28 protein-coding genes and 1 pseudogene are annotated in these 25,804 nt (G+C 38.8%); 15 read left to right on the forward strand and 14 right to left on the reverse strand.

The window, feature by feature from the left end:
- Nucleotides 1-51 precede the first annotated feature (51 nt).
- Nucleotides 52-672, forward strand: a complete 621-nt coding sequence (locus tag EAL04_RS02815; protein ID WP_120973145.1) for a M48 family metallopeptidase — start codon at nt 52-54, stop codon at nt 670-672.
- A 10-nt stretch (nt 673-682) separates the two neighbouring features.
- On the opposite strand, the pseudogene EAL04_RS02820 reads toward EAL04_RS02815, so the two are convergent.
- From EAL04_RS02820 to EAL04_RS02845, 6 genes and pseudogenes are all read right to left on the reverse strand, one after another.
- Nucleotides 683-3,061: pseudogene (locus EAL04_RS02820) on the reverse strand (TonB-dependent receptor family protein).
- A gap of 175 nt (nt 3,062-3,236) precedes the next feature.
- Nucleotides 3,237-3,596: a holo-ACP synthase gene (gene acpS / locus EAL04_RS02825; RefSeq protein ID WP_120973147.1), complete on the reverse strand. Its 360-nt coding sequence runs from the start codon at nt 3,594-3,596 to the stop codon at nt 3,237-3,239.
- Nucleotides 3,597-3,602: 6 nt separating this feature from the next.
- Nucleotides 3,603-4,154, reverse strand: a complete 552-nt coding sequence (gene fliL / locus EAL04_RS02830; RefSeq protein ID WP_000797032.1) for a flagellar basal body-associated protein FliL — start codon at nt 4,152-4,154, stop codon at nt 3,603-3,605.
- 8 nt (nt 4,155-4,162) lie between these two features.
- Entirely contained in the window at nt 4,163-4,765 is a 603-nt protein-coding gene (gene rsmD, locus EAL04_RS02835) for a 16S rRNA (guanine(966)-N(2))-methyltransferase RsmD (protein WP_120973148.1), read from the reverse strand.
- Nucleotides 4,744-5,070 (reverse strand): dihydroneopterin aldolase, encoded by a 327-nt coding sequence (locus EAL04_RS02840; protein WP_120973150.1) that lies wholly within the window; start codon nt 5,068-5,070, stop codon nt 4,744-4,746. The genes rsmD and EAL04_RS02840 overlap by 22 nt, the downstream gene beginning before the upstream one ends.
- Nucleotides 5,071-5,416: 346 nt before the next feature.
- A complete protein-coding gene (locus tag EAL04_RS02845) occupies nt 5,417-6,451 on the reverse strand; it encodes a class I SAM-dependent methyltransferase (protein ID WP_162982471.1) in 1,035 nt (344 codons plus the stop codon).
- A 108-nt stretch (nt 6,452-6,559) separates the two neighbouring features.
- On the opposite strand from EAL04_RS02845, the gene EAL04_RS02850 reads away from it, so the two are divergent.
- From EAL04_RS02850 to egtV, 7 genes are all read left to right on the forward strand, one after another.
- Complete coding sequence (locus tag EAL04_RS02850; protein WP_120973152.1) at nt 6,560-7,177, forward strand: MBL fold metallo-hydrolase; 618 nt, start codon at nt 6,560-6,562, stop codon at nt 7,175-7,177.
- Nucleotides 7,178-7,945, forward strand: coding sequence for a HesA/MoeB/ThiF family protein (locus EAL04_RS02855; protein WP_120973154.1), 768 nt, complete (start codon nt 7,178-7,180; stop codon nt 7,943-7,945).
- Between the two features lie 15 nt (nt 7,946-7,960).
- Nucleotides 7,961-8,734, forward strand: a complete 774-nt coding sequence (motA, locus tag EAL04_RS02860) for a flagellar motor stator protein MotA (RefSeq protein ID WP_000366185.1) — start codon at nt 7,961-7,963, stop codon at nt 8,732-8,734.
- Nucleotides 8,735-8,736: 2 nt separating this feature from the next.
- Nucleotides 8,737-9,510: a flagellar motor protein MotB gene (motB, locus tag EAL04_RS02865; protein ID WP_001085334.1), complete on the forward strand. Its 774-nt coding sequence runs from the start codon at nt 8,737-8,739 to the stop codon at nt 9,508-9,510.
- Nucleotides 9,507-9,953 (forward strand): hypothetical protein, encoded by a 447-nt coding sequence (locus tag EAL04_RS02870; RefSeq protein WP_001081239.1) that lies wholly within the window; start codon nt 9,507-9,509, stop codon nt 9,951-9,953. Before motB ends, EAL04_RS02870 begins: the two co-directional genes overlap by 4 nt.
- 69 nt (nt 9,954-10,022) lie before the next feature.
- Complete coding sequence (gene egtU, locus EAL04_RS02875) at nt 10,023-11,684, forward strand: ergothioneine transport permease/ergothioneine binding protein EgtU (RefSeq protein WP_120973156.1); 1,662 nt, start codon at nt 10,023-10,025, stop codon at nt 11,682-11,684.
- A 2-nt stretch (nt 11,685-11,686) separates the two neighbouring features.
- On the forward strand, nt 11,687-12,328 hold the full coding sequence (gene egtV / locus EAL04_RS02880; RefSeq protein ID WP_120973158.1) for an ergothioneine transport ATP-binding protein EgtV: 642 nt from the start codon (nt 11,687-11,689) through the stop codon (nt 12,326-12,328).
- A gap of 11 nt (nt 12,329-12,339) precedes the next feature.
- On the opposite strand, the gene EAL04_RS02885 is transcribed toward egtV, so the two are convergent.
- Complete coding sequence (locus EAL04_RS02885; protein WP_039082895.1) at nt 12,340-12,519, reverse strand: hypothetical protein; 180 nt, start codon at nt 12,517-12,519, stop codon at nt 12,340-12,342.
- On the opposite strand from EAL04_RS02885, the gene EAL04_RS02890 reads away from it, so the two are divergent.
- The 7 genes from EAL04_RS02890 (at nt 12,511) to EAL04_RS02920 (ending at nt 18,907) form a co-directional block, all read left to right on the forward strand.
- Complete coding sequence (locus EAL04_RS02890; protein WP_120973160.1) at nt 12,511-12,972, forward strand: hypothetical protein; 462 nt, start codon at nt 12,511-12,513, stop codon at nt 12,970-12,972. The two genes, EAL04_RS02885 and EAL04_RS02890, sit on opposite strands and share 9 nt — an antisense overlap.
- A complete protein-coding gene (gene uvrC / locus EAL04_RS02895) occupies nt 12,973-14,757 on the forward strand; it encodes an excinuclease ABC subunit UvrC (RefSeq protein WP_120973162.1) in 1,785 nt (594 codons plus the stop codon).
- A 10-nt stretch (nt 14,758-14,767) separates the two neighbouring features.
- Complete coding sequence (locus EAL04_RS02900) at nt 14,768-16,033, forward strand: homoserine dehydrogenase (RefSeq protein ID WP_120973164.1); 1,266 nt, start codon at nt 14,768-14,770, stop codon at nt 16,031-16,033.
- A complete protein-coding gene (locus tag EAL04_RS02905; protein WP_001211699.1) occupies nt 16,034-16,378 on the forward strand; it encodes a YraN family protein in 345 nt (114 codons plus the stop codon).
- Between the two features lie 88 nt (nt 16,379-16,466).
- A complete protein-coding gene (gene trxA / locus EAL04_RS02910) occupies nt 16,467-16,787 on the forward strand; it encodes a thioredoxin (protein WP_000020199.1) in 321 nt (106 codons plus the stop codon).
- A 5-nt stretch (nt 16,788-16,792) separates the two neighbouring features.
- Nucleotides 16,793-17,728 carry a thioredoxin-disulfide reductase gene (trxB, locus tag EAL04_RS02915; protein WP_108321668.1) on the forward strand — a complete coding sequence of 312 codons (936 nt, stop codon included), beginning with the start codon at nt 16,793-16,795 and terminating at the stop codon, nt 17,726-17,728.
- 357 nt (nt 17,729-18,085) lie between these two features.
- Entirely contained in the window at nt 18,086-18,907 is an 822-nt protein-coding gene (locus tag EAL04_RS02920) for a glycosyltransferase family 25 protein (RefSeq protein WP_120973166.1), read from the forward strand.
- A 219-nt stretch (nt 18,908-19,126) separates the two neighbouring features.
- Here the strand turns inward: EAL04_RS02920 and EAL04_RS02925 are convergent, their stop codons facing one another.
- The 7 genes from EAL04_RS02925 to EAL04_RS02955 form a co-directional block, all read right to left on the reverse strand.
- Nucleotides 19,127-19,375 carry an RNA-binding protein gene (locus EAL04_RS02925; protein ID WP_000790557.1) on the reverse strand — a complete coding sequence of 83 codons (249 nt, stop codon included), beginning with the start codon at nt 19,373-19,375 and terminating at the stop codon, nt 19,127-19,129.
- A gap of 328 nt (nt 19,376-19,703) precedes the next feature.
- The gene (locus EAL04_RS02930) at nt 19,704-20,384 is read right to left on the reverse strand and encodes a F0F1 ATP synthase subunit A (RefSeq protein ID WP_000401209.1); all 681 of its coding nucleotides are present in this window, start codon (nt 20,382-20,384) and stop codon (nt 19,704-19,706) included.
- A gap of 121 nt (nt 20,385-20,505) precedes the next feature.
- Nucleotides 20,506-21,951, reverse strand: a complete 1,446-nt coding sequence (gene guaB / locus EAL04_RS02935; protein ID WP_053575352.1) for an IMP dehydrogenase — start codon at nt 21,949-21,951, stop codon at nt 20,506-20,508.
- A 9-nt stretch (nt 21,952-21,960) separates the two neighbouring features.
- Nucleotides 21,961-23,322, reverse strand: a complete 1,362-nt coding sequence (gene gatA, locus EAL04_RS02940; RefSeq protein WP_120973168.1) for an Asp-tRNA(Asn)/Glu-tRNA(Gln) amidotransferase subunit GatA — start codon at nt 23,320-23,322, stop codon at nt 21,961-21,963.
- A gap of 58 nt (nt 23,323-23,380) precedes the next feature.
- A complete protein-coding gene (coaE, locus tag EAL04_RS02945; RefSeq protein WP_120973170.1) occupies nt 23,381-23,971 on the reverse strand; it encodes a dephospho-CoA kinase in 591 nt (196 codons plus the stop codon).
- A 1-nt stretch (nt 23,972) separates the two neighbouring features.
- Entirely contained in the window at nt 23,973-24,761 is a 789-nt protein-coding gene (locus EAL04_RS02950) for a spermidine synthase (RefSeq protein ID WP_120973173.1), read from the reverse strand.
- 86 nt (nt 24,762-24,847) lie between these two features.
- Nucleotides 24,848-25,729, reverse strand: coding sequence for a hypothetical protein (locus EAL04_RS02955; protein WP_120973175.1), 882 nt, complete (start codon nt 25,727-25,729; stop codon nt 24,848-24,850).
- Nucleotides 25,730-25,804 lie beyond the last annotated feature (75 nt).

Raw genomic sequence — 25,804 nt, forward strand, 5'->3', positions numbered from 1 at the left:
CAATATTAAACAGACTTACATTCTAGCACAAATTTTAGTAAAATACGCATCATGCTAGATGATATTCCTATTACCATTCAAAAAAGTAAAAAAATCAAAACCCTGAGCTTGAATATCACGCCCTCTTTAGAAGTGATTCTAAAAATGCCCAATTCTTGCTCTCAAGCTAGAGCGAACGCTTTTTTAAAAGAACAAGAAGCTTGGCTAAAAAAAACCCTTTCAGCCATGCAAGAAAAATACTCCCTTTTACACTCGCGCCTAGAAACCTATCAAAACAAAATCCTTGTGTTTGATGAGACAAAAAACGCCAACGATTACACCCTAACAGAACTTAAAAAAATCTTAAAAACTTATTTGGAGCGAAAACTCCCTTTGATCGCTCAAAAAATGCAAACTTCCTATACCGGTTTTAATATTAGAAACAACGCCAAAGTTTTAGGGAGCTGCTCTTATCATAACCGCTTGAGTTTCGCCCTTTTATTGGTTTGCGCCCAAAAAGAAGCGATTGATTATGTCATCATTCATGAACTCGCCCACACGATCCACAAAAACCATTCCAAAAATTTCTGGCGTTGCGTAAAAATCTTTTGCCCTAATTACCGCGCTCTAAGGGAGCATTTAAAGCAAAGGGTTGTTTTTTATACCCAACTGCTCAAGCCATTACAGCCATAAAGATTAAGCCTTAAAAATTATAGCTCACATACGCTGTGATGCTTCTAGGAGGCGCAGCTTCTTTCCCGTTAGGGCTAGTGCCTATCCCGCTAAACCAATATTTCATGTTAAAAATGTTATTGATTTGCAAGCTCGCATGAACGCTTTGATTTTTGCGTTCCCACAAAGCGCTAGAAATTTGCAAATTCCACACCCAATACCACGGCGTCATGCCCGCTGTTTTGGTGGTAATGGCCCCATTTTTAATCGTGGGTGCGTATTGAATGAAAGGCACGGTGTTTAACACATCTGTATAAGCGCGGCTATAAAAGAAAGAGCTCAACCCAATCGTGGTTTTGGCGTAAGTGTAACTCGCGTCTAAAATGAATTGGTGCGGGCTTACAAAAGGGAGTTTTTTGCCAAAAATATCTTTTTTAGGCCCTTTAGGATTAGCAGGGTTAGTAACCATCGTGTGGCTTGTGATATTAGCGTCTATGAAAGTATAAGCCGCATGGAAATTAAGCCCTCTAATAGGCGTGTAGTAGAGTTCCAGCTCCACGCCTTACGACCTCGCATTGACCGGCTCTCTGTTATCCCCATAGCGTCCGGTAAAATAATTATTCGCAAAAATCACAAAATAATTCGCATTAAAACTCACTTGGTTGTTAAAATAATATCTTGAGCCGCCTTCCATGACATTAAAGATTTGAAAATAATCCGTGCTTGTGCCTGTAAAACTACCGATATTGCTGAATTGGGGCGGGATATAACTCCTTTGATAGTTGAAATAAAACAACCAATCCTTAATGGGTTTATAGCCGACATTGACTGCCGGATTTAATTGGTTATAACGATCTTTAATGGTTTTTCCTGTTTGACCTGCTTTAAAAGGGGGAGCGTCTTTTTTTTCGTAATTTAAAAAAGTGTATCTCAAGCCCGGCGTGATCGTTAGCATGCCGTTATTGAAATTGATTTCATCGCTGGCATACACAGCGGTATAATTGTTGAAATTATTGAGTGAAGTTCCTGCATCAAAACCACTCCCATTATTAGGCACGCTAGGGTTTTTCCTGGTGGTGGATCGGCGGTATAAATCTTCAGTTAAAAAGCGCATTCCCATGTTAAAAGTTTGTTTGACTTTACCAGTATTGACAACGAGATTGAGTTTTGGTTCAAAAGCATTCACCACGAAACGGCGGATATTGTCAAAAAACTGCCAGCAAGGGCTATTCGTGTCGCTATAAGAATACAAACCGCAATTAGGGTTTTTCGCGCTAATTTCTCCCTTGCCTTTAAAGGGTAAAATCTTGTTTTGACTGCTCATATACACGCTTTGGTATTGGTTGGAGAACCCAAAATCCCTGCTCATGTCATGCGTGAAATAAGTGAATTTAAAATCGCCCCCCACTTTCCTATCCGGATCGCCAAAGTAGTTTTGATATACGATCCCAAAGCGTTTGGCCCGCCCTCCATCTTGATTGTCAGGGCGCTCATTAATAAAGCGGTTATAGGCGTAATCTTGCGCGCTCAAAGTGCCTGGATGGTAAGAGTTGTATTGATAATACTGGTAATAAGCTTTAAAAGTATTGGTCGCATTAATCTTATAAATCGCATCCAACAAGTAGTTTTGCACCTTTGTGGGGCTGTTTTGCCTGAAACCTTGCCCATTAATCCAATTGCCTTGCATGCTAATGCCTATATATTTACCCAACATCCCGGCCGTTCGCCCATAAGTGTTAAACAGCATTTGGTTTCCTAAAGTTTGGGCTAAGGGCTTGCCTTTTTCTTTGGGATCGACAAAATTCCCATTAGAGGAGCGCCCCCAAAAAGTGATCCTTTCAGCCGCTTGATTTTCCCACTCTTTAGGGATTTCTTTGGTGATGATATTCACCACGCCTCCAAAAGTGTTAGGGCCGTATTGGACGCTCGTTCCCCCCTTAATCACATCAATCCTATCCACTGACTGGAAAGTAACAGGGAAAATCGCCAGCTCAATATTGGAATACGGCGCACCATAAATGGGGATACCATTGACTAAAATCATGCCTGTATTGCTATGCCCGTTACCGCCCCCACCAAAACCGCGCACCGAAATTTTAGGCAGTACGCCTGTGCCTGTAGCGTCTCTGATTTGAATCCCTGGCACATTTTGCAAAGCGTTTTCAATATTCAAATTACCCGTTTTTTTGAGTTCTTTGTTGGAAATCACCGTGCGAGAGCTTGTGGAATTGCGCACCTCTTCGCTTTGCCATGAAAGCGGGGCGCTTGGATTGAATTTTTGCTCGGTAGTTGTAACTTTTTTTAAAAAATGGTGCTTATCTTTCGCACCTACAAAAGAATTAAAAGATAAAAAAGTCAAAACGCCCAACGCTAAAAAATACGGGGTTTTTACCCTCAAATAACCATTCATTATGATAACCTTTCTTATTTAATTCAAACCGATGCATATTACAAAAATAATTATTATAGTTAACTTAAATTTTGAAGTTTGATTTTTTTAATTTACAATTTGTTATCAAAACGATTTGAAAAAGGTTTTTAGTGTTTTTTAAAACAGAATGTTAGGGGGTTTTAGAATGCGTTATTTATCTATTTGACGAAGAAACCATCACAACCGCTATCGCAAAACCAGCGTCATGGCTGATGCTCGCGCTCAAGCTTTGGATGTTAAAATAGTCCATCTTTTCTTTAGAAAGGGTGATTAAGGGGGCGTTTTTAGGGCTTTTAGAAATACGCATATCCAAAAAGCTCAATTCCTTACCAATGCCTACTTGAAGGGCTTTAGAGCAAGCCTCTTTAAGCGCGAAAAACCCGGCGATACTGCTAAATTTATCCTTGCATAAAACAATCTCGCTTGGCGATAAAAAACGCTCTAAAAATTTCATTTTAAAGCGTTTCACAACCTTTTCTATCCTAGCAATAGAGACAATATCTATGCCAATCATTTAAAATTATTGGATGATAAAATCAGTGAAAAAGACATTTTTAATAAAGCCATCAATCAAAAACGAATTCAAATGGCTCTTAATTTCATCTTTAAGCTTGTTTTTGCCTTTGTTGGTAACCACTTCTTCCACGCTTTTAGACGATAGAATCTCTATAATCGTGTCTTTAATCGCTGTGTCTTTAACCTTGACTTCATTCAAAAGCTTTTCATTACTCAATTCTAACGAAATAGAAGCCTTAAGGTAGCGTCTGCCATTTTGAGAGACTAAATTCACCGCAAAAGGCGCATCAATCGCATACAAAGGCCCAAGCACCAAATATTGTTGGATATTAGAGCCTTCTTTGGCTTCTTGATTTTTATTCGCCATAGGATTAGCTTGAACTTCTTGGGTGTTTTTAGAAGCGTTTTCTTTAGATTCTTCCTTATTCCCCATAAGCAACATGATAATCACCCCCACCAACAAAAGCATCACTAACACGCTTCCAATAATGACAAATAAAAGGGCTTTGCTTTTTTTTTGGGGTTGTTGCGCGGTATTTTCTTGTTCTTCTGCCATGCCTATTCCTATTGAAAATAAGTTAAAGTGGTTTTCCCGAATTTTTTCTGTTTGATTATAGCTAAAGTTACAAGATTTTTAGGCATCTCATGCAGGCTTTCATGCTCAAAAACCACTAAAAGATTTTTTGGATTAAAGCGTTTTAATAACCTTTCTAAAGCGTGAAAACATTTTTCATAAATCCCTAAAAACCCGCTTGTTTCAAAAGGAGGATCCAAATAAACAATATTCAAAACGCCATTTTTTAAACTCAGCGCGGGTAAAAGCTTGAAAGCGTCATCTAAAAAAGTTTGAATTTCCATTTCTTTTTTCAGGCGGTTTTTAAAGAGGGCGATATTTTCTAAAAGCGTGGCATAAGCGCTTTTATTTTGCTCAAAAAACACCGCGCTTTTAGCCCCCCTACTCAAAGCTTCTAAACCCATAGAAGCACTGCCTGAAAACACTTCTATAAAATGCGCTCCTATAATCTCTGCTTGCAAGGTGTTAAAAAACGACTCTCTTACGATCGCTTTGGTGGGGCGCGTGCTAGAAATGTTAGGCAAATTCAAGCCCAATCCCTTACAAGCCCCCCCAATAATCTTAAATTTTTTTACTGGCTGATGATTTGGCATAATTTTTGGGTGTATTCTTCTAGTAATTGCTGAATCTTTTGCTCTTTAGAAAATTGGATTTCTTCGCAAGGTTTTTCGCTCGTCTTTAAAGCGCGATAAAAATTTTTGATATCTTCTCTCACGCTCTGTTTGGTGAAAGGCTTTCTTAAGCGTTCTTCTATAAAGCATAGGGGCTTATTAATCTCTAGCGTTTCATCATCGCTTAAAACAAAGTCGCAAACTTCTATAGGAGAAAGGCAATCGCTCAAGTAAAATTCCAAACTCTTTTGGCTCAACAAAGACTTACAAGAAAGAAAAATTTTCAAAAAACCCCTTTACTCCATCAATAGGCTTAAATTGTTTCAAAATTATAGCGATTCTTTCTTTTAAACACCAATATTAAATAAATAAATAAACTTAAAAAGTGTTTCATTTTATAAAAAAGAAAAACAGAATGTTAAAAATAAAGCTCAAATAACATCTTTTTTTTTGGTATAATGCCACTTAAGGTAAGAGCGAAGGGCGTATTATATTCCTTCCTTCTTTACTATAACTTAGCATTTTAATCAACTTTTTCATTAAAATGTCCTGACGCTCTTACCTTTCCCCCTTTAAAAATACGCAAACTCTTTATTTTATTAATTATTATTAGATTGTCAAAATGCTTTTAATTTACATTTTATTTTTTTTCACAAATTCTAACGCTTTGAAACGCTCCCCCAAACCCCCAGGGCTAATTAGGGGCTTGATTTTAGCCGCTTCTTTTAAATACCTTTCATAACCAACGCTCTTTGAAAATGTTTCTAACAATTCCATAAGCCCCATATCCAGCAAAGCGTTAGCCTGCAATTTAAAAAATGAAAATTGTGCGTGGTGTTTTTCAAACAAAAAGCGCACCAAAGAAAAATTGACATCATAAGTCAAATCGCTTTGCTGATACAAAGAAGCTAGATGGTTTAAAATATCCTTAAAATCCAGCACTTGGTGGTTTTTAAAAGCCCTTAAATGCATGTCTTTCCTCTCTGTTTCATCGCCATAATCAAAGCTCAAAAACACCCAAGAAGAAGTCTCATTCAATTTTTCTAACAAACCCTTAATAAAAGCCTCTAAAAACAACGGCGCGCACCCTTGTTTTAAATTCAAATTTTTAAGAAGTTCTTTAGTGGGTTCATCAATACCGCCCCAAACGCCCTGATGATCATGGGTGATGAAAAGCATTTTGTCATCTTTAACAATCTCGCAAGCGAACGCGTCAAACAATTCATTAGAGACAACAAACGCGCTTTCATGCCCCTTGAAATCTAGATCTTTCAGATCGCAGATCGTCAAATCCAATTGCGTGGCTTGTTTGAAAATGGTTCGTTGGAGTTTTTGCAACTCCTTTAAAGGCTCACAGCTGACAAACTCGCATTTTTCCATTACACCCACGCTCAAAGCGTTTAAAAAACTGGCTATATCGCTCAAAAAATGCCCATGATGAGAGCCAATTTCTACAATTTTTAAAGGCAAAAATAATTTTTCTTCTTCTAAAAGCTTGATGATATAAAACGCAATAGCGCCCCCAAAAAACTTACTCAAAGACACCGAAGTGTAAAAATCCCCTTTTGGACCGATTAGCGCCTTTCTGTAATACCCTTTTTCGCCATAAAGCCACTCTTGCATGTAATTCCCAAACGATCGCACGATTTTCCTTTCATTCAAACTCATCTCAACCAACAATAAGAGACCGCTATTCTAGTCAAAATCGCCTTATTTTTGCGCTATGATATTCAATAATAAAGACTTTTTAAGCTAATTTAGTAGGGAGTTAGTAGTGTGGAAATTTTAAGGCGAGAGTGCGGGGCGGTGGAAGAAAACGCTTATATTGTGAAGCTTTCTAGTGGGGTGGATTTTATTATTGATCCCGGATTTTCTAGCAACGAATGGGTGTTAGAAAACGCCAAAAACCCTAAGGCGATTTTAATCACGCATGGGCATTATGATCATGTATGGGATAGTGCTCAATTGTCCAAAGCCCTTAAAGACACCCCCATTTACGCCCCAAAAGACGATGTTTTTATGCTAGAAAATGATATTTTCCATTTAGGCATGCCGGTTTTTAGCCCCACATTTAGCGTGCCTTGCAATAAGGGTTGCACGACTTTAGAGATAGCAAACACTACCATTAAATACTGGCATTTTCCCGGACACACACCCGGTTGTTCTATCATAGAAATAGAAGGGGTGATTTTTAGCGGGGATTTTATTTTTTATCGCAGCATTGGCCGTTATGATTTCCCTTATTCTAATGAAAAAGACATGAAAGAGTCCCTGTTAAGGTTTCAAAGTTTGGATTTCCCTAAAGACATAGAGATTTATCCAGGGCATGGGGATAAAACAAGTTTTTTTGCCGAAAGAGAGCATTCTAAAATTTGGGTTTCAAGGATGGCTTAATTGCTAAGCCGGCTAGACAAAGAGCGTTATTTGCGCCATATCATGCTAGAAGATGTGGGCGAAGAAGGCCAATTGAAGCTTTTAAAATCTAGCGTTTTAGTCATTGGAGCCGGAGGGCTTGGATCAGCGGTTTTGATGTATTTGTGCGCCGCTGGGATAGGAAAAATAGGCATTGTGGATTTTGATGTGGTGGGTATGAGTAATTTGCAACGCCAAATCATCCATTCACAGGATTTTTTAAACCAACCTAAAGCCTCTAGCGCGAAAGCCCGCTTAAAACAACTCAATGCTGGTATTGAAGTAGAAACCTTTGAAGAACGCTTTAAGGCCCATAACGCTCTTCCTCTCATAGAGCCTTATGATTTTATCATAGACGCTACAGACAATTTTAACGCTAAATTTTTGATCAATGACGCTTGCGTGTTAGCCCAAAAACCCTATTCGCATGCCGGGGTTTTAAAATATAGGGGGCAAAGCATGAGCGTTTTGCCTAATAGTGCATGCTTAGCGTGTGTTTTTGATAAGCCCCCTAAAAAAGGATTAAATCCACTTTCAGGGCTTTTTGGGGTCTTACCTGGGGTTTTAGGGTGTATCCAAGCGAGCGAATGCCTTAAATATTTTTTAGGGTTTGAAACTTTACTTATAAATACTTTACTTATAGCCGATATTAAAACGATGGATTTTAAAAAAATTCAAGCACCCAAAAACCCTGAATGTAGGGTTTGTGGCACGCATAAAATCACGCATTTACAAGATTATGAAATTTAGATTAAGGGGTAAGTTTTGGATTTATCAACCATACTAGGCTTGGTATTGGCGGTCGCTTCTATTTCGTTAGGCGATATTTTAGAAGATGGCAACCCGTTGCACATTATCCATTTGAGTTCAGTCATTATCATCGTGCCTACTTCGCTTTTTGCCGCCATGACAGGCACGCATGCTCGTTACGTGAAAGCCGCTTACAAAGAGATAAAAATTGTTTTTTTAAACCCTAAAATCAATTTAAACGAAACTATTAAAAATTTAGTGGAATTAGCCACTTTAGCCAGAAAAGATGGGGTGTTGAGTTTGGAGGGGCGAGTGGCGCAAATTGAAGACGATTTCACCCGTAATGGCTTGTCTATGATCATAGATGGCAAGGATTTAAAATCCGTTAAGGAAAGTTTAGAAATCAGCATTGAAGAAATGGAAGAGTATTACCACGGTGCCGCTCATTATTGGGAGACTGCCGGTGAGACCGCTCCTACTATGGGGTTAGTGGGGGCGGTTATGGGGCTTATGTTAGCCTTGCAAAAACTAGACAACCCGGCTGAAATGGCAGCAGGGATCGCTGGGGCTTTTACGGCCACTGTTACAGGGATTATGTGTTCTTATGCGATTTTTGGCCCTTTTGGGCATAAGCTCAAGGCTAAATCTAAAGACATTATCAAAGAAAAAACCGTTCTTTTAGAGGGGATTTTAGGTATCGCTAATGGGGAAAACCCAAGGGATCTAGAAAACAAACTCTTAAACTACATCGCTCCCGGTGAGCCTAAAAAATCTCAATTTGAGGGATAAACATGGCTAAGAAAAACAAACCCACCGAATGCCCCGCCGGCGAAAAATGGGCGGTTCCTTATGCGGACTTTTTGTCGTTGTTGCTCGCGCTTTTTATCGCTCTTTATGCCATTTCAGCGGTCAATAAATCCAAAGTGGAAGCCTTAAAAACCGAATTTATTAAGATTTTTAATTACGCTCCCAAGCCAGAGGCGATGCAGCCGGTTGTAGTGATCCCCCCTGATTCAGGGAAAGAAGAAGAGCAAATGGCGAGCGAAAGCTCCAAGCCGGCTTCGCAAAATACCGAAACAAAAGCCACTATCGCTCGCAAAGGCGAAGGCAGTGTTTTAGAGCAAATTGATCAAGGCTCTATTTTAAAGCTCCCCTCTAGTTTATTATTTGAAAACGCTACATCAGATGCCATCAATCAAGACATGATGCTTTATCTTGAACGGATCGCTAAAATCATTCAAAAACTCCCTAAAAGAGTGCATATCAATGTGAGAGGTTTTACGGATAATACGCCTTTAAATAAAACCCGTTTTAAAAGCCACTATGAATTAGCCGCCAATCGCGCTTATAGGGTGATGAAAGTCCTTATACAATACGGCGTGGATCCTAACCAATTGTCTTTTTCTTCTTATGGCTCTACCAACCCTATCGCGCCTAATGATTCCCTAGAAAACAGAATGAAAAACAATCGTGTGGAAATCTTTTTTTCAACCGATGCGAACGATTTGAGTAAGATCCATTCTATTTTAGATGAAGAATTCAATCCCCACAAACAACAAGAATGAATCGCATGAATAAAAATTATCTTTTAATCTTTTTGTTGTTAGCGAGCCTTATTGCTAGAGAAAAGGACGCTTCTTCAAACCTTTTTGATTTGATTGATAAGGGGATCAACAGAGAACAAGAACTAAAAGAGCAGGAGCAAAAAACGCGCTTGAAACTGGCTCAAAGCCCTTTAGTAGCGTTAGAGATTGTCCCCCAAGAAACGCCCTATTTAGAATGGCAAGGGGCTAGGGAGTCGTATTATTTGAAAGTGAGCGCTGTAGTGGAGAGCGTGGTTATTTTAAAAATTGACATCAATCAGGGGCGTTCTTGCTCGCTCTACCCCACGCCTAAAAGCGTTTCTTTAGTGAGGAATCAAAGCGTAGCCTATGAAATTTTATGCGAAAACCAACCGCTATGGATAGAAGTGAGCACTAATTTAGGCAAACGCACCTTTCAGTTTTAACCTACAACCAACATTAAAGAATGCCTTTAGCGTTTTAAAACCTTTTTATATCAAATAAGTTTGGTTATAATGCTAGGCATGGGCGTTTTTAAACAATGGATCAAAGAATTGCATGAATGGTTGCTCCATTCTATAGATGTAATTACGCAGCATTTAATTGCTATGGCGTTAAAAATAAGCGTGGTAAAATATTTGATAAAAGAATTTCATGATCGCTTCATTTATTTTATAGATTTGATCGCGCAACATTTTATCATCGTTGCGCTTTCCAGTCTTCTCGTGCTGGTGTTTGGGGTTTTGATCGGGGTTTTTGTGTTTTATAACTCAAAGGCTAGGGCGTTTTTGCTCCCTGTGGTGAATTTCCTCTACACCATCCCATCGCTTGCGTTATTCGCGTTATTCATTCCTTTGATTGGGGTGGGGTTAAAAAACGCGCTTTTAGTGTTGGTCTTATACGGCTTATTGCCCATTGTCCATAGCACTTATAACGCTTTAAAAGAAGCGCGAGAAGAGGTGATTAAGGCCGCTATTGGGCTAGGGTGCAATCCCAAAGAGTTGTTTTTTAGGGTGCGATTCTTGCTCGCTATCCCCCAAATTTTAGTGGGCTTAAGGATTGCGGTGGTGATGTTAGTGGCGATGGCTGGGATTGGGGCGCTCATTGGGGCTGGGGGCTTAGGTCAGGCGATTTTTAGAGGGCTAAACACGCAAAATACCACGCTTTTAGTGGCGGGTAGTTTGATCATTGCTCTTTTTAGCGTTTTAGCGGATCAATTTGTGAGTGTGTTCCAGCATGAAAACGCCTTGCAACGCCTATTTTCTCAAAACGCCACCCAAAAACAAAAAAGAAGAGTTTATACTAATTTAGCGGTGTTTCTTTTTTTATTGCTAGCGAGTGCTTTATGGCTCATTCCTAGAAACGCCATAGAAGAAAAGCCCTTGGTCGTGGCGACAAAACCTAACAGCGAGCAGTATATTTTGGGCGAGATTTTAAGCCTTTTGTTAGAAAAACACCATATCCCTATCAAGCGAGCGTTTGGTATTGGTGGGGGGACGATGAATATCCATCCGGCATTAATTAGGGGCGATTTTGATTTGTATGTGGAATATACCGGCACCGCTTGGGTGAACACGCTCAAAAACCCTTTGACTCAAAAAGTGGATTTTGAAACGATTAAAAAGCGTTATGAGAAGGAATTTAATCTTTTATGGGTGGGGCTTTTGGGCTTTAACAACACCTATTCTTTAGCGATTTCTAAAGAAGACGCTCAAAAATACGCGATTGAAACTTTCAGCGATTTAGCCTTTCATAGCCCCAATTTTGATTTTGGCGCGGAGTTTGACTTTTTTGAAAGAGAGGACGCTTTTAAGGGCTTAATCAAAGCTTATCGCTTTCATTTTAGAAGTTTGCATGAAATGGATATTAATTTGCGTTATAAAAGTTTTGAATCCCATAAAATCAACGCTTTAGATGTCTTCACCACAGACGCTCAAATCAAAGAGCTGGATTTAAAGGTGCTTAAGGACGATAAAGGGTTTTTCCCTAATTATCAGGCCGGTATCGTTATAAGAAAAGAAACTATAAAAAAGTATCCTGAAGCACTAGAAATCTTAGAAAAATTGGATTCAAAAATTAACGATGAGAAAATGCAGGATTTAAACTATCAGGTGGAAGTGTTGAAAAAAAGCCCCCAAATAGTCGCTAAAGATTTTTTAGAAAGCATAGGGTTATAAGCATGAAAGAAATCGTTACAATAGAGAATGTGTCTTTTAACTACCACAATCGCGCTATTTTTAAGGATTTTAATTTAAGCATTGAAAAAGGGGATTTTTTATGCGTTTTAGGGGAGAGCGGGAGCGGTAAAAGCACGCTTTTAGGCTTGATTTTAGGGCTTTTAAAACCTAATCTTGGGAGCGTTAAAATCTTTAATGAGACCCTTTCAAACAACGCTTTTTTACGCCAAAAAATAGGCTATATCGCTCAAGGCAATTCCTTATTCTCTCATTTAAACGCTCTACAAAACATGACCTTTTGCCTTAATTTACAAGGCATAAACAAACAAGCCGCTCAAAAAGAAGCCAAAGCCTTAGCGTTAAAAATGGGGTTAGACGAGAGCCTTATGGATAAATTCCCTAATGAATTGAGTGGGGGGCAAGCCCAAAGAGTGGGCATTATTAGGGGGATTATCCACAAGCCAGAACTCATTTTATTAGACGAGCCTTTTAGCGCTTTAGATAGTTCCAATCGTAAGAATTTACAGGATCTCATCAAAGAAATACACCAAAATTCTTGCGCTACTTTCATTATGGTAACGCATGATGAGAAAGAGGCGCAAAAGTTGGCCACAAAAACCCTAGAAATCAAAGCCCTTAAATAAGAGCAATGATTTTAAGGCTCGTTTAAAAATTCTGGCGTGGTGTTATTAGCGGGCGTTTGCATAGAAGAATTAGAGCTGTTTGAAGTTTTTTTAGCGGGTTTTTCATTGAATGGGGGGGCTTTATAGCCGCAAGCTTGAATCGTTATTGCCACAAGCGTTAAAAAGCATGTTAAGATCAGTTTATGGAACAAAATATTTTCTCCTTACTCATTCAAAAAAAGTCTTATAAAAAGCTTGAAACTCTTTTGAAACTCAAAAAGCTTAAGGTTTTTATGCCTTTAAGTTTACAAGAAAATTTGCTTTTTATCTTCATAAAAGATTCTAAATTGCTTTTTGCGTTTAAAGATCTTTGGGCTTCTAAGGAATTTAACCAGCGATTCGCTAAAGAAATCAGCCATTTTTTAAACACGCAAGGGCATGCTTATGGGTTTGACGGGTTGAATGGGTTAGAAATTTTAGGTTATGTGCCTAAAGATTCCTTAGAAAAAGCCAATTTTTATGCCCCCATTAAAAAACAAGCCCGATTTTATCGCCCTAGCGCTTTAGGGTTGTTCCATAACCCCATTAAAGACGCTCGTTTACATGAATGTTTTGAAAAAGCGCGCGCTTTGATCCACTACCAACGCAGTCTTTTTGAGAAGTGAATGGCTGATTTATTGTCCAGTTTGAAAAACCTTTCTAATAGCAGTGGCGTGTATCAATATTTTGATAAAAACCGCCAATTACTCTATATCGGTAAGGCGAAAAATTTAAAAAAGCGCATCAAAAGCTATTTTTCTGTCCGTAATAATGAAATCACGCCTAATCATCGCGCAAGCTTACGCATCCAAATGATGGTCAAACAAATCGCTTTTTTAGAAACCATTTTAGTGGAAAACGAGCAAGACGCTTTGATTTTGGAAAATTCTTTAATCAAGCAGCTCAAGCCTAAATACAACATTCTTTTAAGAGACGATAAAACTTACCCTTATATTTACATGGATTTTTCTATTGATTTCCCTATCCCTTTAATCACACGAAAAATTTTAAAACAGCCTGGCGTTAAATATTTTGGCCCTTTTACGAGCGGGGCTAAGGATATTTTGGACAGCTTGTATGAATTGCTCCCGTTAGTTCAAAAGAAAAATTGCATCAAGGATAAAAAGGCATGCATGTTTTATCAAATAGAGCGTTGCAAAGCCCCATGCGAGGATAAAATCACCAAAGAAGAGTATTTAAAAATCGCTAAAGAATGTTTAGAAATGATTGAAAATAAAGACAGGCTCATCAAAGAGCTTGAATTGAAAATGGAGCGCCTTTCTAGTAACTTGCGTTTTGAAGAAGCCCTAATTTATAGAGATAGGATTGCAAAAATCCAAAAAATCGCCCCTTTCACTTGCATGGATTTGGCCAAACTCTATGATTTGGATATTTTTGCTTTTTATGGTGGGAACAATAAGGCGGTATTAGTGAAAATGTTCATGCGTGGGGGTAAAATCATTTCTTCAGCGTTTGAAAAAATCCACTCCCTCAATGGGTTTGACACTGATGAGGCGATGAAACAAGCCATTATCAATCATTACCAATCGCATTTGCCTTTGATGCCTGAACAAATTCTATTAAACGCTTGCTCTAATGAAGTGCTTAAAGAATTGCAAGAATTTATCTCTCATCAATATTCTAAAAAAATCGCTCTTAATATCCCTAAAAAGGGCGATAAGCTCGCTTTAATAGAAATCGCTATGAAAAACGCTCAAGAGATTTTTAGCCAAGAAAAAACCTCTAATGAAGATCGGATTTTAGAAGAAGCGCGATCGCTTTTCAATTTAGAGTGCGTGCCTTATAGGGTGGAAATCTTTGACACAAGCCACCATTCAAACAGCCAATGCGTGGGGGGAATGGTCGTGTATGAAAACAATGCATTTCAAAAAAACTCTTATCGGCGCTACCATCTAAAAGGCTCTAACGAATACGCTCAAATGAGCGAATTGCTCACCAGAAGGGCTTTAGACTTTGCTAAAGAACCACCGCCTAATTTGTGGGTGATTGATGGAGGGAGGGCGCAATTAAACATCGCTTTAGAAATTTTAAAAAGCAGCGGGAGTTTTGTAGAAGTGATCGCTATTTCTAAAGAAAAAAAGGATTCTAAAGCTTATCGTTCTAAAGGGGGCGCTAAAGACATTATCCATACGCCTAGCAACACTTTTAAATTGCTCCCTAGCGACAAACGCTTGCAATGGGTGCAAAAATTGCGCGATGAAAGCCACCGGTATGCGATAAACTTCCATAGATCCACTAAACTTAAAAACATGAAACAAATCGCTCTTTTAAAAGAAAAGGGCATAGGAGAAGCCAGCGTGAAAAAATTGTTGGATTATTTTGGGAGTTTTGAAGCGATAGAAAAAGCGAGCGAGCAGGAAAAAAACGCCGTTTTAAAAAAACGAATCTAAAGGAAAAAACATGAAAAAAAGATTGAATATAGGGCTTGTGGGTTTAGGGTGTGTGGGGAGCGCGGTCGCTAAAATCTTACAAGAAAATCAAGAAATCATTAAAGACAGAGCCGGTGTGGGAATTGTGATTAAAAAAGCGGTGGTGCGAGACGTGAAAAAGCACAAAGGCTATGCTTTTGAAATCAGTAATGATTTAGAGAGCTTGATAGAAGATGAAGAAATTGATATTGTTGTGGAGCTTATGGGTGGGGTTGAAGCGCCTTATCTTTTAGCTAAAAAAACTTTAGCCAAACAAAAAGCCTTCGTTACAGCCAATAAAGCCATGTTAGCGTACCACCGCTATGAATTAGAGCAAACCGCTAAAAACACCCCCATAGGCTTTGAAGCGAGCGTGTGTGGGGGTATCCCTATTATCAAGGCTTTAAAAGACGGCTTGAGCGCTAATCATATCCTTTCTTTTAAAGGGATTTTAAACGGCACGAGCAATTACATTTTAAGCCAGATGTTTAAAAATCAAGCGAGCTTTAAGGACGCTTTGAAAGACGCGCAGCATTTAGGCTATGCGGAATTGAACCCTGAATTTGACATTAAGGGCATTGATGCGGCACACAAATTATTGATTTTAGCGTCTTTAGCGTATGGCATTGATGCGAAATTAGAAGAAATTTTGATTGAAGGCATTGAAAAGATAGAGCCAGACGACATGGAATTTGCAAAAGAGTTTGGTTATAGCATCAAACTTTTAGGCATCGCTAAAAAACACCAAGATTGCATTGAATTAAGGGTGCATCCAAGCATGATTAAAAACGAGTGCATGCTCTCTAAAGTGGATGGGGTGATGAACGCTATCAGCGTTATAGGGGATAAGGTGGGCGAGACTTTGTATTATGGGGCTGGGGCTGGAGGAGAGCCTACCGCAAGCGCGGTCATTAGCGATATTATAGAAATCGCAAGGAAAAAAAGCTCTCTAATGCTAGGCTTTGAAACCCCTCAAAAACTCCCCCTAAAACCTAAAGAAGAAATCCAATGCGCTTATTATGCGCGCTTGTTAGTGAGCGATGAAAAAGGGGTTTTTTCTCAAATCAGCGCGATTTTAGCCCAAAATGATATTTCACTCAACAATGTTTTGCAAAAAGAAATCCCGCAATCCAACAAGGCTAAAATCTTATTTTCCACGCACACCACCAACGAAAAATCTATGCTGAACGCCCTTAAAGAGCTTGAAAATTTACAAAGCGTGTTGGATACCCCTAAAATGATTCGTTTGGAAAATTGAATGCGTTTTTTGAATAACAAACATAGAGAAAAGGGCTTAAAGGCTGAAGAAGAAGCTTGCGGATTTTTAAAATCGTTGGGTTTTGAAATGGTGGAGAGGAACTTTTTTTCACAATTTGGTGAAATTGATATTATCGCTTTGAAAAAAGGGGTTTTGCATTTCATTGAAGTCAAAAGCGGGGAAAATTTTGATCCCATTTATGCGATCACGCCGAGCAAATTAAAAAAGATGATTAAAACGATCCGCTGTTATTTGTCTCAAAAAGATCCCAATAGCGATTTTTGCATTGACGCCCTTATTGTGAAAAATGGTAAATTTGAGCTTTTAGAAAATATCACTTTTTAGATTTTTATAAAAAATCAATGCGTTTTCATTAACATTCTTAAGCTAATATAATTCTCGTTAATCAAAATCATATATTTAGGAGTAACCAATGAGTCACTATATTGAATTAACTGAAGAAAATTTTGAAAGCACCATTAAAAAAGGGGTTGCGTTAGTGGATTTTTGGGCGCCATGGTGTGGTCCTTGTAAGATGCTATCCCCTGTGATTGATGAATTAGCTAGCGAATATGAAGGTAAGGCTAAGATTTGTAAAGTCAATACCGATGAGCAAGAAGAATTGAGCGCGAAATTTGGTATCAGGAGCATTCCTACGCTTTTATTCACAAAAGATGGCGAAGTGGTCCATCAGTTGGTGGGCGTGCAAACTAAAGTTGCTTTAAAAGAGCAATTGAACAAACTTCTAGGCTAGTAGCCATGATAGATTGCGCGATTATTGGAGGTGGTCCTGCGGGTTTGAGTGCGGGGCTTTATGCCACTAGAGGCGGTGTCAAAAACGCCGTTTTATTTGAGAAAGGAATGCCTGGGGGGCAAATCACTGGCAGCAGTGAGATTGAAAATTATCCGGGCGTTAAGGAAGTGGTGAGTGGGTTGGATTTCATGCAACCATGGCAAGAGCAATGCTTTCGCTTTGGTTTAAAGCATGAGATGACCGCCATTCAAAGGGTTTCTAAAAAAGACTCTCATTTTGTTATTTTGGCAGAAGATGGCAAGACTTTTGAAGCTAAGAGCGTGATCATCGCTACCGGTGGTAGCCCTAAACGCACAGGCATCAAGGGCGAGTCAGAATATTGGGGTAAAGGCGTTAGCACTTGTGCGACATGCGATGGCTTCTTTTACAAAAATAAGGAAGTAGCGGTGCTTGGTGGGGGCGATACCGCCGTAGAAGAGGCGATTTATTTAGCCAATATCTGCAAAAAAGTCTATCTCATCCACAGAAGAGATGGTTTTAGGTGTGCACCTATCACTTTAGAGCATGCTAAAAACAATGATAAGATTGAGTTTTTAACCCCTTATGTGGTGGAAGAAATCAAGGGCGATGCTTCTGGCGTGTCTTCTTTAAGCATTAAAAACACAGCCACTAACGAAAAAAGAGAATTAGTCGTGCCGGGGTTTTTTATTTTTGTGGGTTATGATGTGAATAACGCTGTGTTAAAACAAGAAGACGGCTCTATGCTGTGCAAATGCGATGAATACGGCTCTATTGTCGTGGATTTTTCCATGAAAACGAATGTTCAAGGCTTGTTTGCGGCAGGAGATATTCGCATTTTTGCCCCTAAACAAGTGGTTTGTGCTGCAAGCGATGGCGCTACGGCAGCCTTAAGCGTGATTTCTTATTTAGAACACCATTAAATCAAGCTTATAGCCCTAGATTTTAGGGCTATGAGTTCTCGCTTCAAACATTCATCGGATTTTCAAAACTTGTAATGTATTTTAGTTTTTTGTTTAATTGCAATGTCATTTCGTTCTCTTGCTTTGTTTTAATTAAATATTGATCACAAAATTTAAAAACGCTCAAAACATTTTTTACAATCAATATAATAAAAGAACTTGTTTGATCAAAAAAGCACTCCTTAGGAGGTTGTGGGGATTTAGTTGGGGTTGTAGGGGTGAGAACTATTTTAATACCCCCCTATTCTCTTAAGAGTTTTATTGTAAAACAGAGCCTAAAAACGATATACTCTATTAAAAATTATGGGAGTCTAAGCTTTGCGTGTTTTTATCATTTCTTTAAATCAAAAAGTGTGCGATAAATTTGGTTTGGTTTTTAGAGACACCACGACTTTACTCAATAATATCAATGCCACCCACCACCAAGTGCAAATTTTTGATGCGATTTATTCTAAGACTTTTGAAGGCGGGTTGCACCCCCTAGTTAAAAAGCATTTACACCCTTATTTCATCACGCAAAACATCAAAGGCATGGGGATACAACCAAATCCTATCAGTGAGGTTTCTAAGTTTTATTACGCTTTAAAATACCATGCGAAGTTTATGAGCTTGGGGGAGCTTGGGTGCTATGCGAGCCATTATTCCTTGTGGGAAAAATGCATAGAACTCAATGAAGCGATCTGTATTTTAGAAGACGATATAACCTTGAAAGAGGATTTTAAAGAGGGCTTGGATTTTTTAGAAAAACACATCCAAGAATTAGGCTATGCGCGTTTGATGCACTTATTGTATGATGCCAGCGTGAAAAGTGAGCCTTTGAACCATAAAAACCACGAGATACAAGAGCGTGTGGGGATTATTAAAGCTTATAGTCATGGGGTGGGGACGCAAGGCTATGTGATCACGCCCAAGATTGCCAAAGTTTTTTTGAAACACAGCCAAAAATGGGTTGTTCCTGTGGATACGATAATGGACGCTACTTTTATCCATGGCGTGAAAAATCTGGTGTTACAACCTTTTGTGATCGCTGATGATGAGCAAATCTCTACGATAGCGCGAAAAGAAGAACCCTATAGCCCTAAAATCGCTCTAATGAGAGAACTCCATTTCAAATTTTTGAAATATTGGCAGTTTGTATAATCAATAATAAAAATACTAAAGAGCGTTTTAAAGCTTTAGCTGTCCCTATTTGATTAGAACAAAACTAGTTTTTAACCGCTTTTAAAAATGGATTAAAATTTTAAGTGGATTTTAAAAGGGTTTTAACCCCTTTTAGCTTCTATGTGCGATCTAAATAAGACGCATTAAAAGAATGGAGCGCATTAGAAAATTATTTTCTAATTTTCTAATGCTTTAAGATTAAGACTTTTTAGGATTGGCTTCGGTTACCCTAATCGTTCTGCCCATAAAATCCGTATTATCCAATTTAGCAATCGCTTCGCTAACGCCCTCTTCTTGCATTTCTACAAAGCCAAAACCTTTAGGTTTCTTCGTTTCTCTGTCATAAATCAGCTTGACATTAAACACCTTGCCAAATTGACTGAAAAGCTCCTTGACTTGCTCACTGGTAGCGCTATAAACCAAATTCCCTACATAAATGTTTTTCAAGATAAAATTCTCCGGTAAAAAAATGACAACATACCCATAAGAATATGAAAAAGTTATAAAAAAGTAACACTTCTAAAACCCAAACACATCCAAAACAGAAGTATAGTGGATTTTATCTAATGATTGCTTAAAAAATTATAAAAGCTATTAAAATTGGGTATTGATAATAAAATACGAAAGAGCTTACACACGCAAGCGGTAATTTTAAAAAGCTTCATTAAAGGATATGGGGAGCATGGTTTCAAAACCACCCCCCTATCCTTTTAAAAACTTTACCATAAAACAAAGTTTTAAAACACCATATCAAAGCCAAACAAGAACGCTTTATTTAATGCCCTTCATCGGTCAAAACAGCCCCTGCCAGATACACATAAGTGAGGATCATAAAAACAAAAGCTTGTAAAATCCCCATAAAAAACAAAACCATAAAAGGCGCTACAGGAACCGCCCAAGGCACTAATAAAAGCATGATGAGCAAGAACATGTCATCGCCCTTGATATTCCCAAACAAACGAAACGATAAAGACACGATCCTAGAAAAATGCGAGATGATCTCAATAGGGAACATGAAAGGAGCGAGCCACTTCACAGGGCCTGCAAAATGAGCGAAATACTTAAAAAATCCCTGCACTCTGATGCCTTCAAAATGGTAATAAAAAAACACAATCAGCGCTAAAACCAGCGTGAAGCTCCAGCTAGCCGTAGGGGATTCAAAACCAGGAATGATGCCTATCATGTTAGAAAAAAAGACATACAAAGCGATCGTGCCTGCTAGGGGGAAGTATTTGCGGGCTAATTCTTCGCCTATAATATCCTTAGCCACGCTCAAAATCGCGCTAATGATGCTCTCATACACATTCTGCAAACCCATAGGCACCATCTGCATTTTGCGCGACGCGCCAAGCGAAATGAAAAACATCAAAACCGCTGTCAAAACGACAAAAAACCCAGTGATAAAATCATGATTGGAGCTAAAAAAATTAGCAATAGTAAATACTCTGTGTTCCATGAAAAAGTTTCTCTAAGCCTTATTGAAAATTTCCTTAATTGTAGCAATTAAGTTTTAAAAACTCATTAAACCAAGCTTTTTAACGAGTTTTTTAACGATTTGTCTTGTTTTCTTTTACAATTCACCCATAATAATTAGGGGCTTCTTTAGTAATATCCACGCCATGCACATGGCTTTCTTTTAACCCCGCGCTAGTGATTTCTACAAATTCAGCGTTTTGATACAATTCCAAAATATTCTTCGCCCCCTGATACCCCATAGAAGAACGCACGCCCCCTACTAATTGGAAAATCATATCCGAAACCTTACCACGATAAGGCACACGCCCTTCAATGCCTTCTGGAACTAATTTTTCACTCGCCACGCCCTCTTGAAAATACCTATCAGAGCTCCCTTTAGTCATAGCCCCAATGCTGCCCATGCCCCTATAGCTTTTATATTGCCTCCCTTGATAGATCATAAAATCCCCTGGAGATTCTTCTGTGCCAGCGAGTAAAGATCCTATCATCACGCTTGATGCCCCCAAAGCCAAAGCCTTAGCCACATCGCCTGAATAGCGGATCCCTCCATCTGCAATCACAGGAATATCAAATTTAGACGCCACTTCTACGCAATTATCAATCGCGCTCACTTGGGGCATTCCCACTCCAGCCACAATCCTAGTGGTGCAAATGCTTCCTGGCCCAATACCCACTTTAACAGCGTCCGCTCCCGCGCTAATCAAATCGCTTGTGGCCTCTTTAGTAACCACATTCCCCACAATCACATCCACAACCAAGCTTTTTTTAATCTCTTCTAAAGTGTGTAAGATATTGGCTGAATGCCCATGCGCGCTGTCTAACACCAACGCATCTACCCCCGCTTTAACTAACATTTCAGCCCTATCCAACTGCCCCACTCCAATAGCCGCCCCCACTCTCAACCTCCCAAAATCATCTTTATTGGCCTCAGGGTATTCAATGCGTTTTTGAATGTCCTTGATCGTGATCAAGCCTTTTAAAACATTATCTTTATCCACAATGGGCAATTTTTCAATCTTATGCTTGTGCATCAAATCGCTCGCTTCATCTAAGCTAATGCCCACATGAGCGGTAACTAAAGGCATTTTAGTCATCACATCGCCCACTTTTTTACTCAAATCGGTTTCAAAGCGCACATCTCTGTTGGTTAAAATCCCAATCAACAACCCCTTATCATCTACCACAGGCACGCCTGAAATCTTGTAATTATCCGTGATGACTTTAGCGTCCGCTAGCGTTCTGTGTGCATGGATAAAAATAGGATCATTAATCACCCCGCTCTCGCTTTTTTTAACCTTAGTGATTTCTTTGACTTGCGTTTGAATATCCATGTTTTTATGCACGATGCCAATACCCCCAAGACGCGCCATAGCGATAGCGGTTTTATGCTCTGTAACCGTATCCATAGCCGCACTAATAAAGGGGATATTCAAACGAATGTTTTTAGTTAGGCGAGACTTTAAGCTCACATCTTTAGGTAAAACGCTAGATTTTCTAGGCACCATCAACACGTCTTCAAAAGTCAAAGCCCTTTGTAAAATTCTCATTTTCTATCCTTAATCTAATTTTAAATCTAATTCTTGCTCTAAAGCGTAAGAAACATCTAAAAGGCTTTGCTCATCAAAAGCCTTAGCAATGAATTGCATCCCTATGGGCAAGCCTAAAGGATCTTTAGCGACCGGCAAGGAAAGGGCTGGCAAACCGCTCAAATTCGCCCCAATCGTGTAAATATCGCTCAAATACATTTCTAAAGGGCTTGCATGGTAATTGAATAAGTGGGCGGTCGTAGGGGCTACAGGGGTGAAAATCAAATCCACTTCTTCAAAAATCTTGTTGTATTGCTCTTTAATTATCAAACGCATTTGCTGGGCTTTCAAATAATAAGCGTCATAATACCCACTGCTTAAGACAAAATTCCCTAACATGATGCGCCGTTTCACTTCATCGCCAAAACCTTCACTGCGACTTTTGAGATACAATTCTTTCAAATCTTTAATATTTTGAGCCCTCCTCCCATAACGCACCCCATCAAATCTGGCTAGATTCGAACTCGCTTCAGCCATGCTGATAATATAATAGATAGAGATTTGATAATGCGAATCCAACATCTTTTTTTCCACAATCTCATGCCCCATTTCTTTCAAGGCTTTAAGAGTATTCTCATAAGCGAGTTGCACTTCATTGCTCGCGTCTTTAATGTGATCCCTTAAGATAGCAATTTTAAAGCGTTTGTCTCTGTTAAGGTTTTTAAAGGTTTGCGTGGGTTTGAGATTTATGCTCGTGGAGTCCTTGCTATCATACCCACTAATAGCGTCAAACAAAATAGAAGCGTCTTCTACATTTTGCGTGATAGGCCCGATTTGATCAAAACTAGAGCAATACGCAATCAAACCATAACGGCTCACCCTCCCATAAGTGGGTTTTAACCCCACGCACCCGCAATAGCTCGCCGGCTGCCTGATAGACCCGCCCGTATCGCTCCCTAAAGCCGCTACCGCTAAGCCGCCCGCTACCGCTGCTGCGCTCCCCCCACTACTCCCTCCAGGCACTCTGTTTTTATCTCGTGGGTTTTTAGTGATCCCATAGCAACTAGACTCTGTGGTGCTCCCCATCGCAAACTCGTCCATGTTAGAAAGCCCAAACCCTGCCATGCTGTTTTGGTGCAAGTTTTCAATCACGCTCGCATGATAAGGAGCGACATAGCCTTCTAAAATCTTACTAGAACAAGTGATTTCCCACCCCTTAACGCTGATATTGTCTTTAATAAGGATCGGCACCCCTTTAGCGCTAGCGCCATTAAGGCTAGGGGCTTTAATATAAGCGTTCAAATCTGAAGCTCTAACCTTAGCGTCAATTTCGTTTTTAAGGGTTTCTAATTCATCTTGAGATAAAGAAAGGGCTTGTTTTAAAGTGATCATGTGTTTAGCCTTACAAAAAATTTAATGGTAGTTTAACATGCTTAGAGATAAAACGAGCTTATAAGAGCGTTTTTAAAAAGCGTTCAACCTGCTTATTTAAATCTTTCAAACTGGAGCTGTTGTCTATAACATAATCGCTCATGGCGCGTTTTTGCTCTATATCCATTTGGCAAGCTAAGCGCTGCAAAATTTCAGATTCTTTGAGTTTGTCTCGCTCTAAAAGGCGCTCAATTTGTAAAGCCCTAGGCGCATAGATTAAAACTACCTTACTCACAGGATAGCGTTTTTTACCTCCCACTTCAAAAAACAAAGGGATGTCTAAAAAATACGCTTGATGATTTTTCTCTAATTCACAGGCTTTTTTAAGCATGCATTCACGGATTAAGGGGTGCAAAAAATCCTCTAGCCATTTTAACTCATTAGAGTCTTTAAACACGATCGCGCCAAGTTTTTTTCTGTTTAAAATATCTTTTTCTAAAATATCTGATCCAAAATGTTGGGCGATTTTTAACCGATGCTCTTGCAATAATTGGTGGGCGATCTTATCCGCATCTAAAATTTTATAGCCTTGCGATTCCAATATTTTAATGGTGGTGCTTTTACCGGTGCCTATCCCCCCTGTGAGAGCGATAGCGTTTTTTAAGATCATTTTAAGATTTAATATTGTCTTTAAAGACTTCTTGTAAATTTTTAGGCAAAGCGAATGCAGCCCTGTGAATGTCTTCGTTATAATATTTCACGCTTTTTAGCGCTTCTATTTTTGGCGTCATTAGATCTTTTAAGGGGTGGGTTTTAAAAGAAGCGTAAATATAACCTTTATCGCTCAAAATCCTTAAAGGCGCTACAAAAGGCATGGCAACAGCAAAAAAGTCGCCCATGTTTTTAAGGGCGTTTTGCATGCTCACATGCTCTAATAACGGGTGTTTGGCTACCGAAATAAACACCCCATCTTCTTTAAGCATTCTTTTTAAACCATCCACTTTATGAATATCCGGCTCTTGCAAGCAAAGGATCAAATCGTATTTCTTAATGTCTAAATCTAAAAGTTGTTTAGCGTGCGTGAAATTCTTGTTGTTTTTCACTTCATGGAAATGGGGGAAAAAACTAATGAAGCTATCCAAAATCTTTTCATCCGCTTGCACAAAATCTATACGCGTGTCGTATTTAAAAAGCTGGTGGGCTAATTCCAAATCAAACCCATCCACAATCAAAACTTCTTTAAGCTCTTTCTTGGTGCAACCTCCCATATGAGCGAGCAACTCGCTTTCAATGTGCAAAAAATTCTTGAACAACAACTGGCAATTGAGCATCGCAATTTCACCAAAATCCTTAGATTTAAAAATCTCTAAGATATTATGCTCGCTCCTCACATCTAATAATTTCGCTTCTATGGTGTATTCTTTACGCAAATACGGCGTGATTTCTTGGGTGATCCACATAAACATTCCTTACTTTTTAACAATATCCATGCCTTTGAAACGCTAACATGCTACCCAAAAAAATCTAAATTGTTGTAATAAACGCCCTAACTTTGGCATTCTAAAAAAAGTTCCGTATCGCTCTTAAAGCGCTCTTTTTTAAAATCCAAATCAATACTGATGGCTTTATGCTGGCTGTCTAATTTATCGGTTGAATGCTTTTTTAACACCATTTGACACTTTGAAATCTCAATGGCGTCTAAAGCCTTATCTATCATATAAACATTATCGCTCTTTTTTTCTAACAAAAACGATTCATAAAAAGGCCTTAAACTCAAATCGCTGTCATTGGTGGTATAAACATACGAAGAAATTTTGCCCTTAAATTGCGCGATTTGCGTTTTAGTGTCATTAAAAGTGAAAGTTTGGATCTGGCGATCTTTATCGTTTTGATCTTTTAAAAAACGCTTCAAGGCTTTGGATTTGATTTCTACCAGCCATTGATCCCCTTCTTTACTCATGATAATATCTCCGTTTTTTAGGGGGTAGAAATCTTGTTGGGAATATTCAATGAGTTTTGGATTTTTGGTTTTTCTTTTAGGTTTGTAAAGGAACAAGTTTTTTGTATCGTTATTGGCATTATTAGTGTTGTTGTGAGACTCATTTGGGTATAAAGGCGGATTTTTTGTATCGTTATCGCTTGGCTCATTCAACAAAATCACAGAAGTTTCAGGGTTAAAAGAATTGTCCTCATCTTTAGTCAGTTGGAAAAAAGCACTTCTTTCCTCTATAGGCTGATACACCATGTTTTGTAAAAAAATCGTTTCGCTAAAGACTTCATAATCCGAATCCACATAGCTGGGGCGTTTAGAGCCGTCATTTTCTTGCTCTTGGGCTTTTTTTTGCAACTTAATAAACCTCTCTTGTGAGCAAGCTAAAAAGCATATTAAAATCATTATTACCACGCCTATTTTTTTGACTAAAAACAATGTCAGACCCTTATTTAAGCTTTAAATAACTATAATATTGTAATCTAATTTTGATTAAATTGAAGCGATAAAAAA

This window comes from Helicobacter pylori (assembly GCF_003638305.1).
GTDB classification, from domain to species: domain Bacteria; phylum Campylobacterota; class Campylobacteria; order Campylobacterales; family Helicobacteraceae; genus Helicobacter; species Helicobacter pylori_DJ.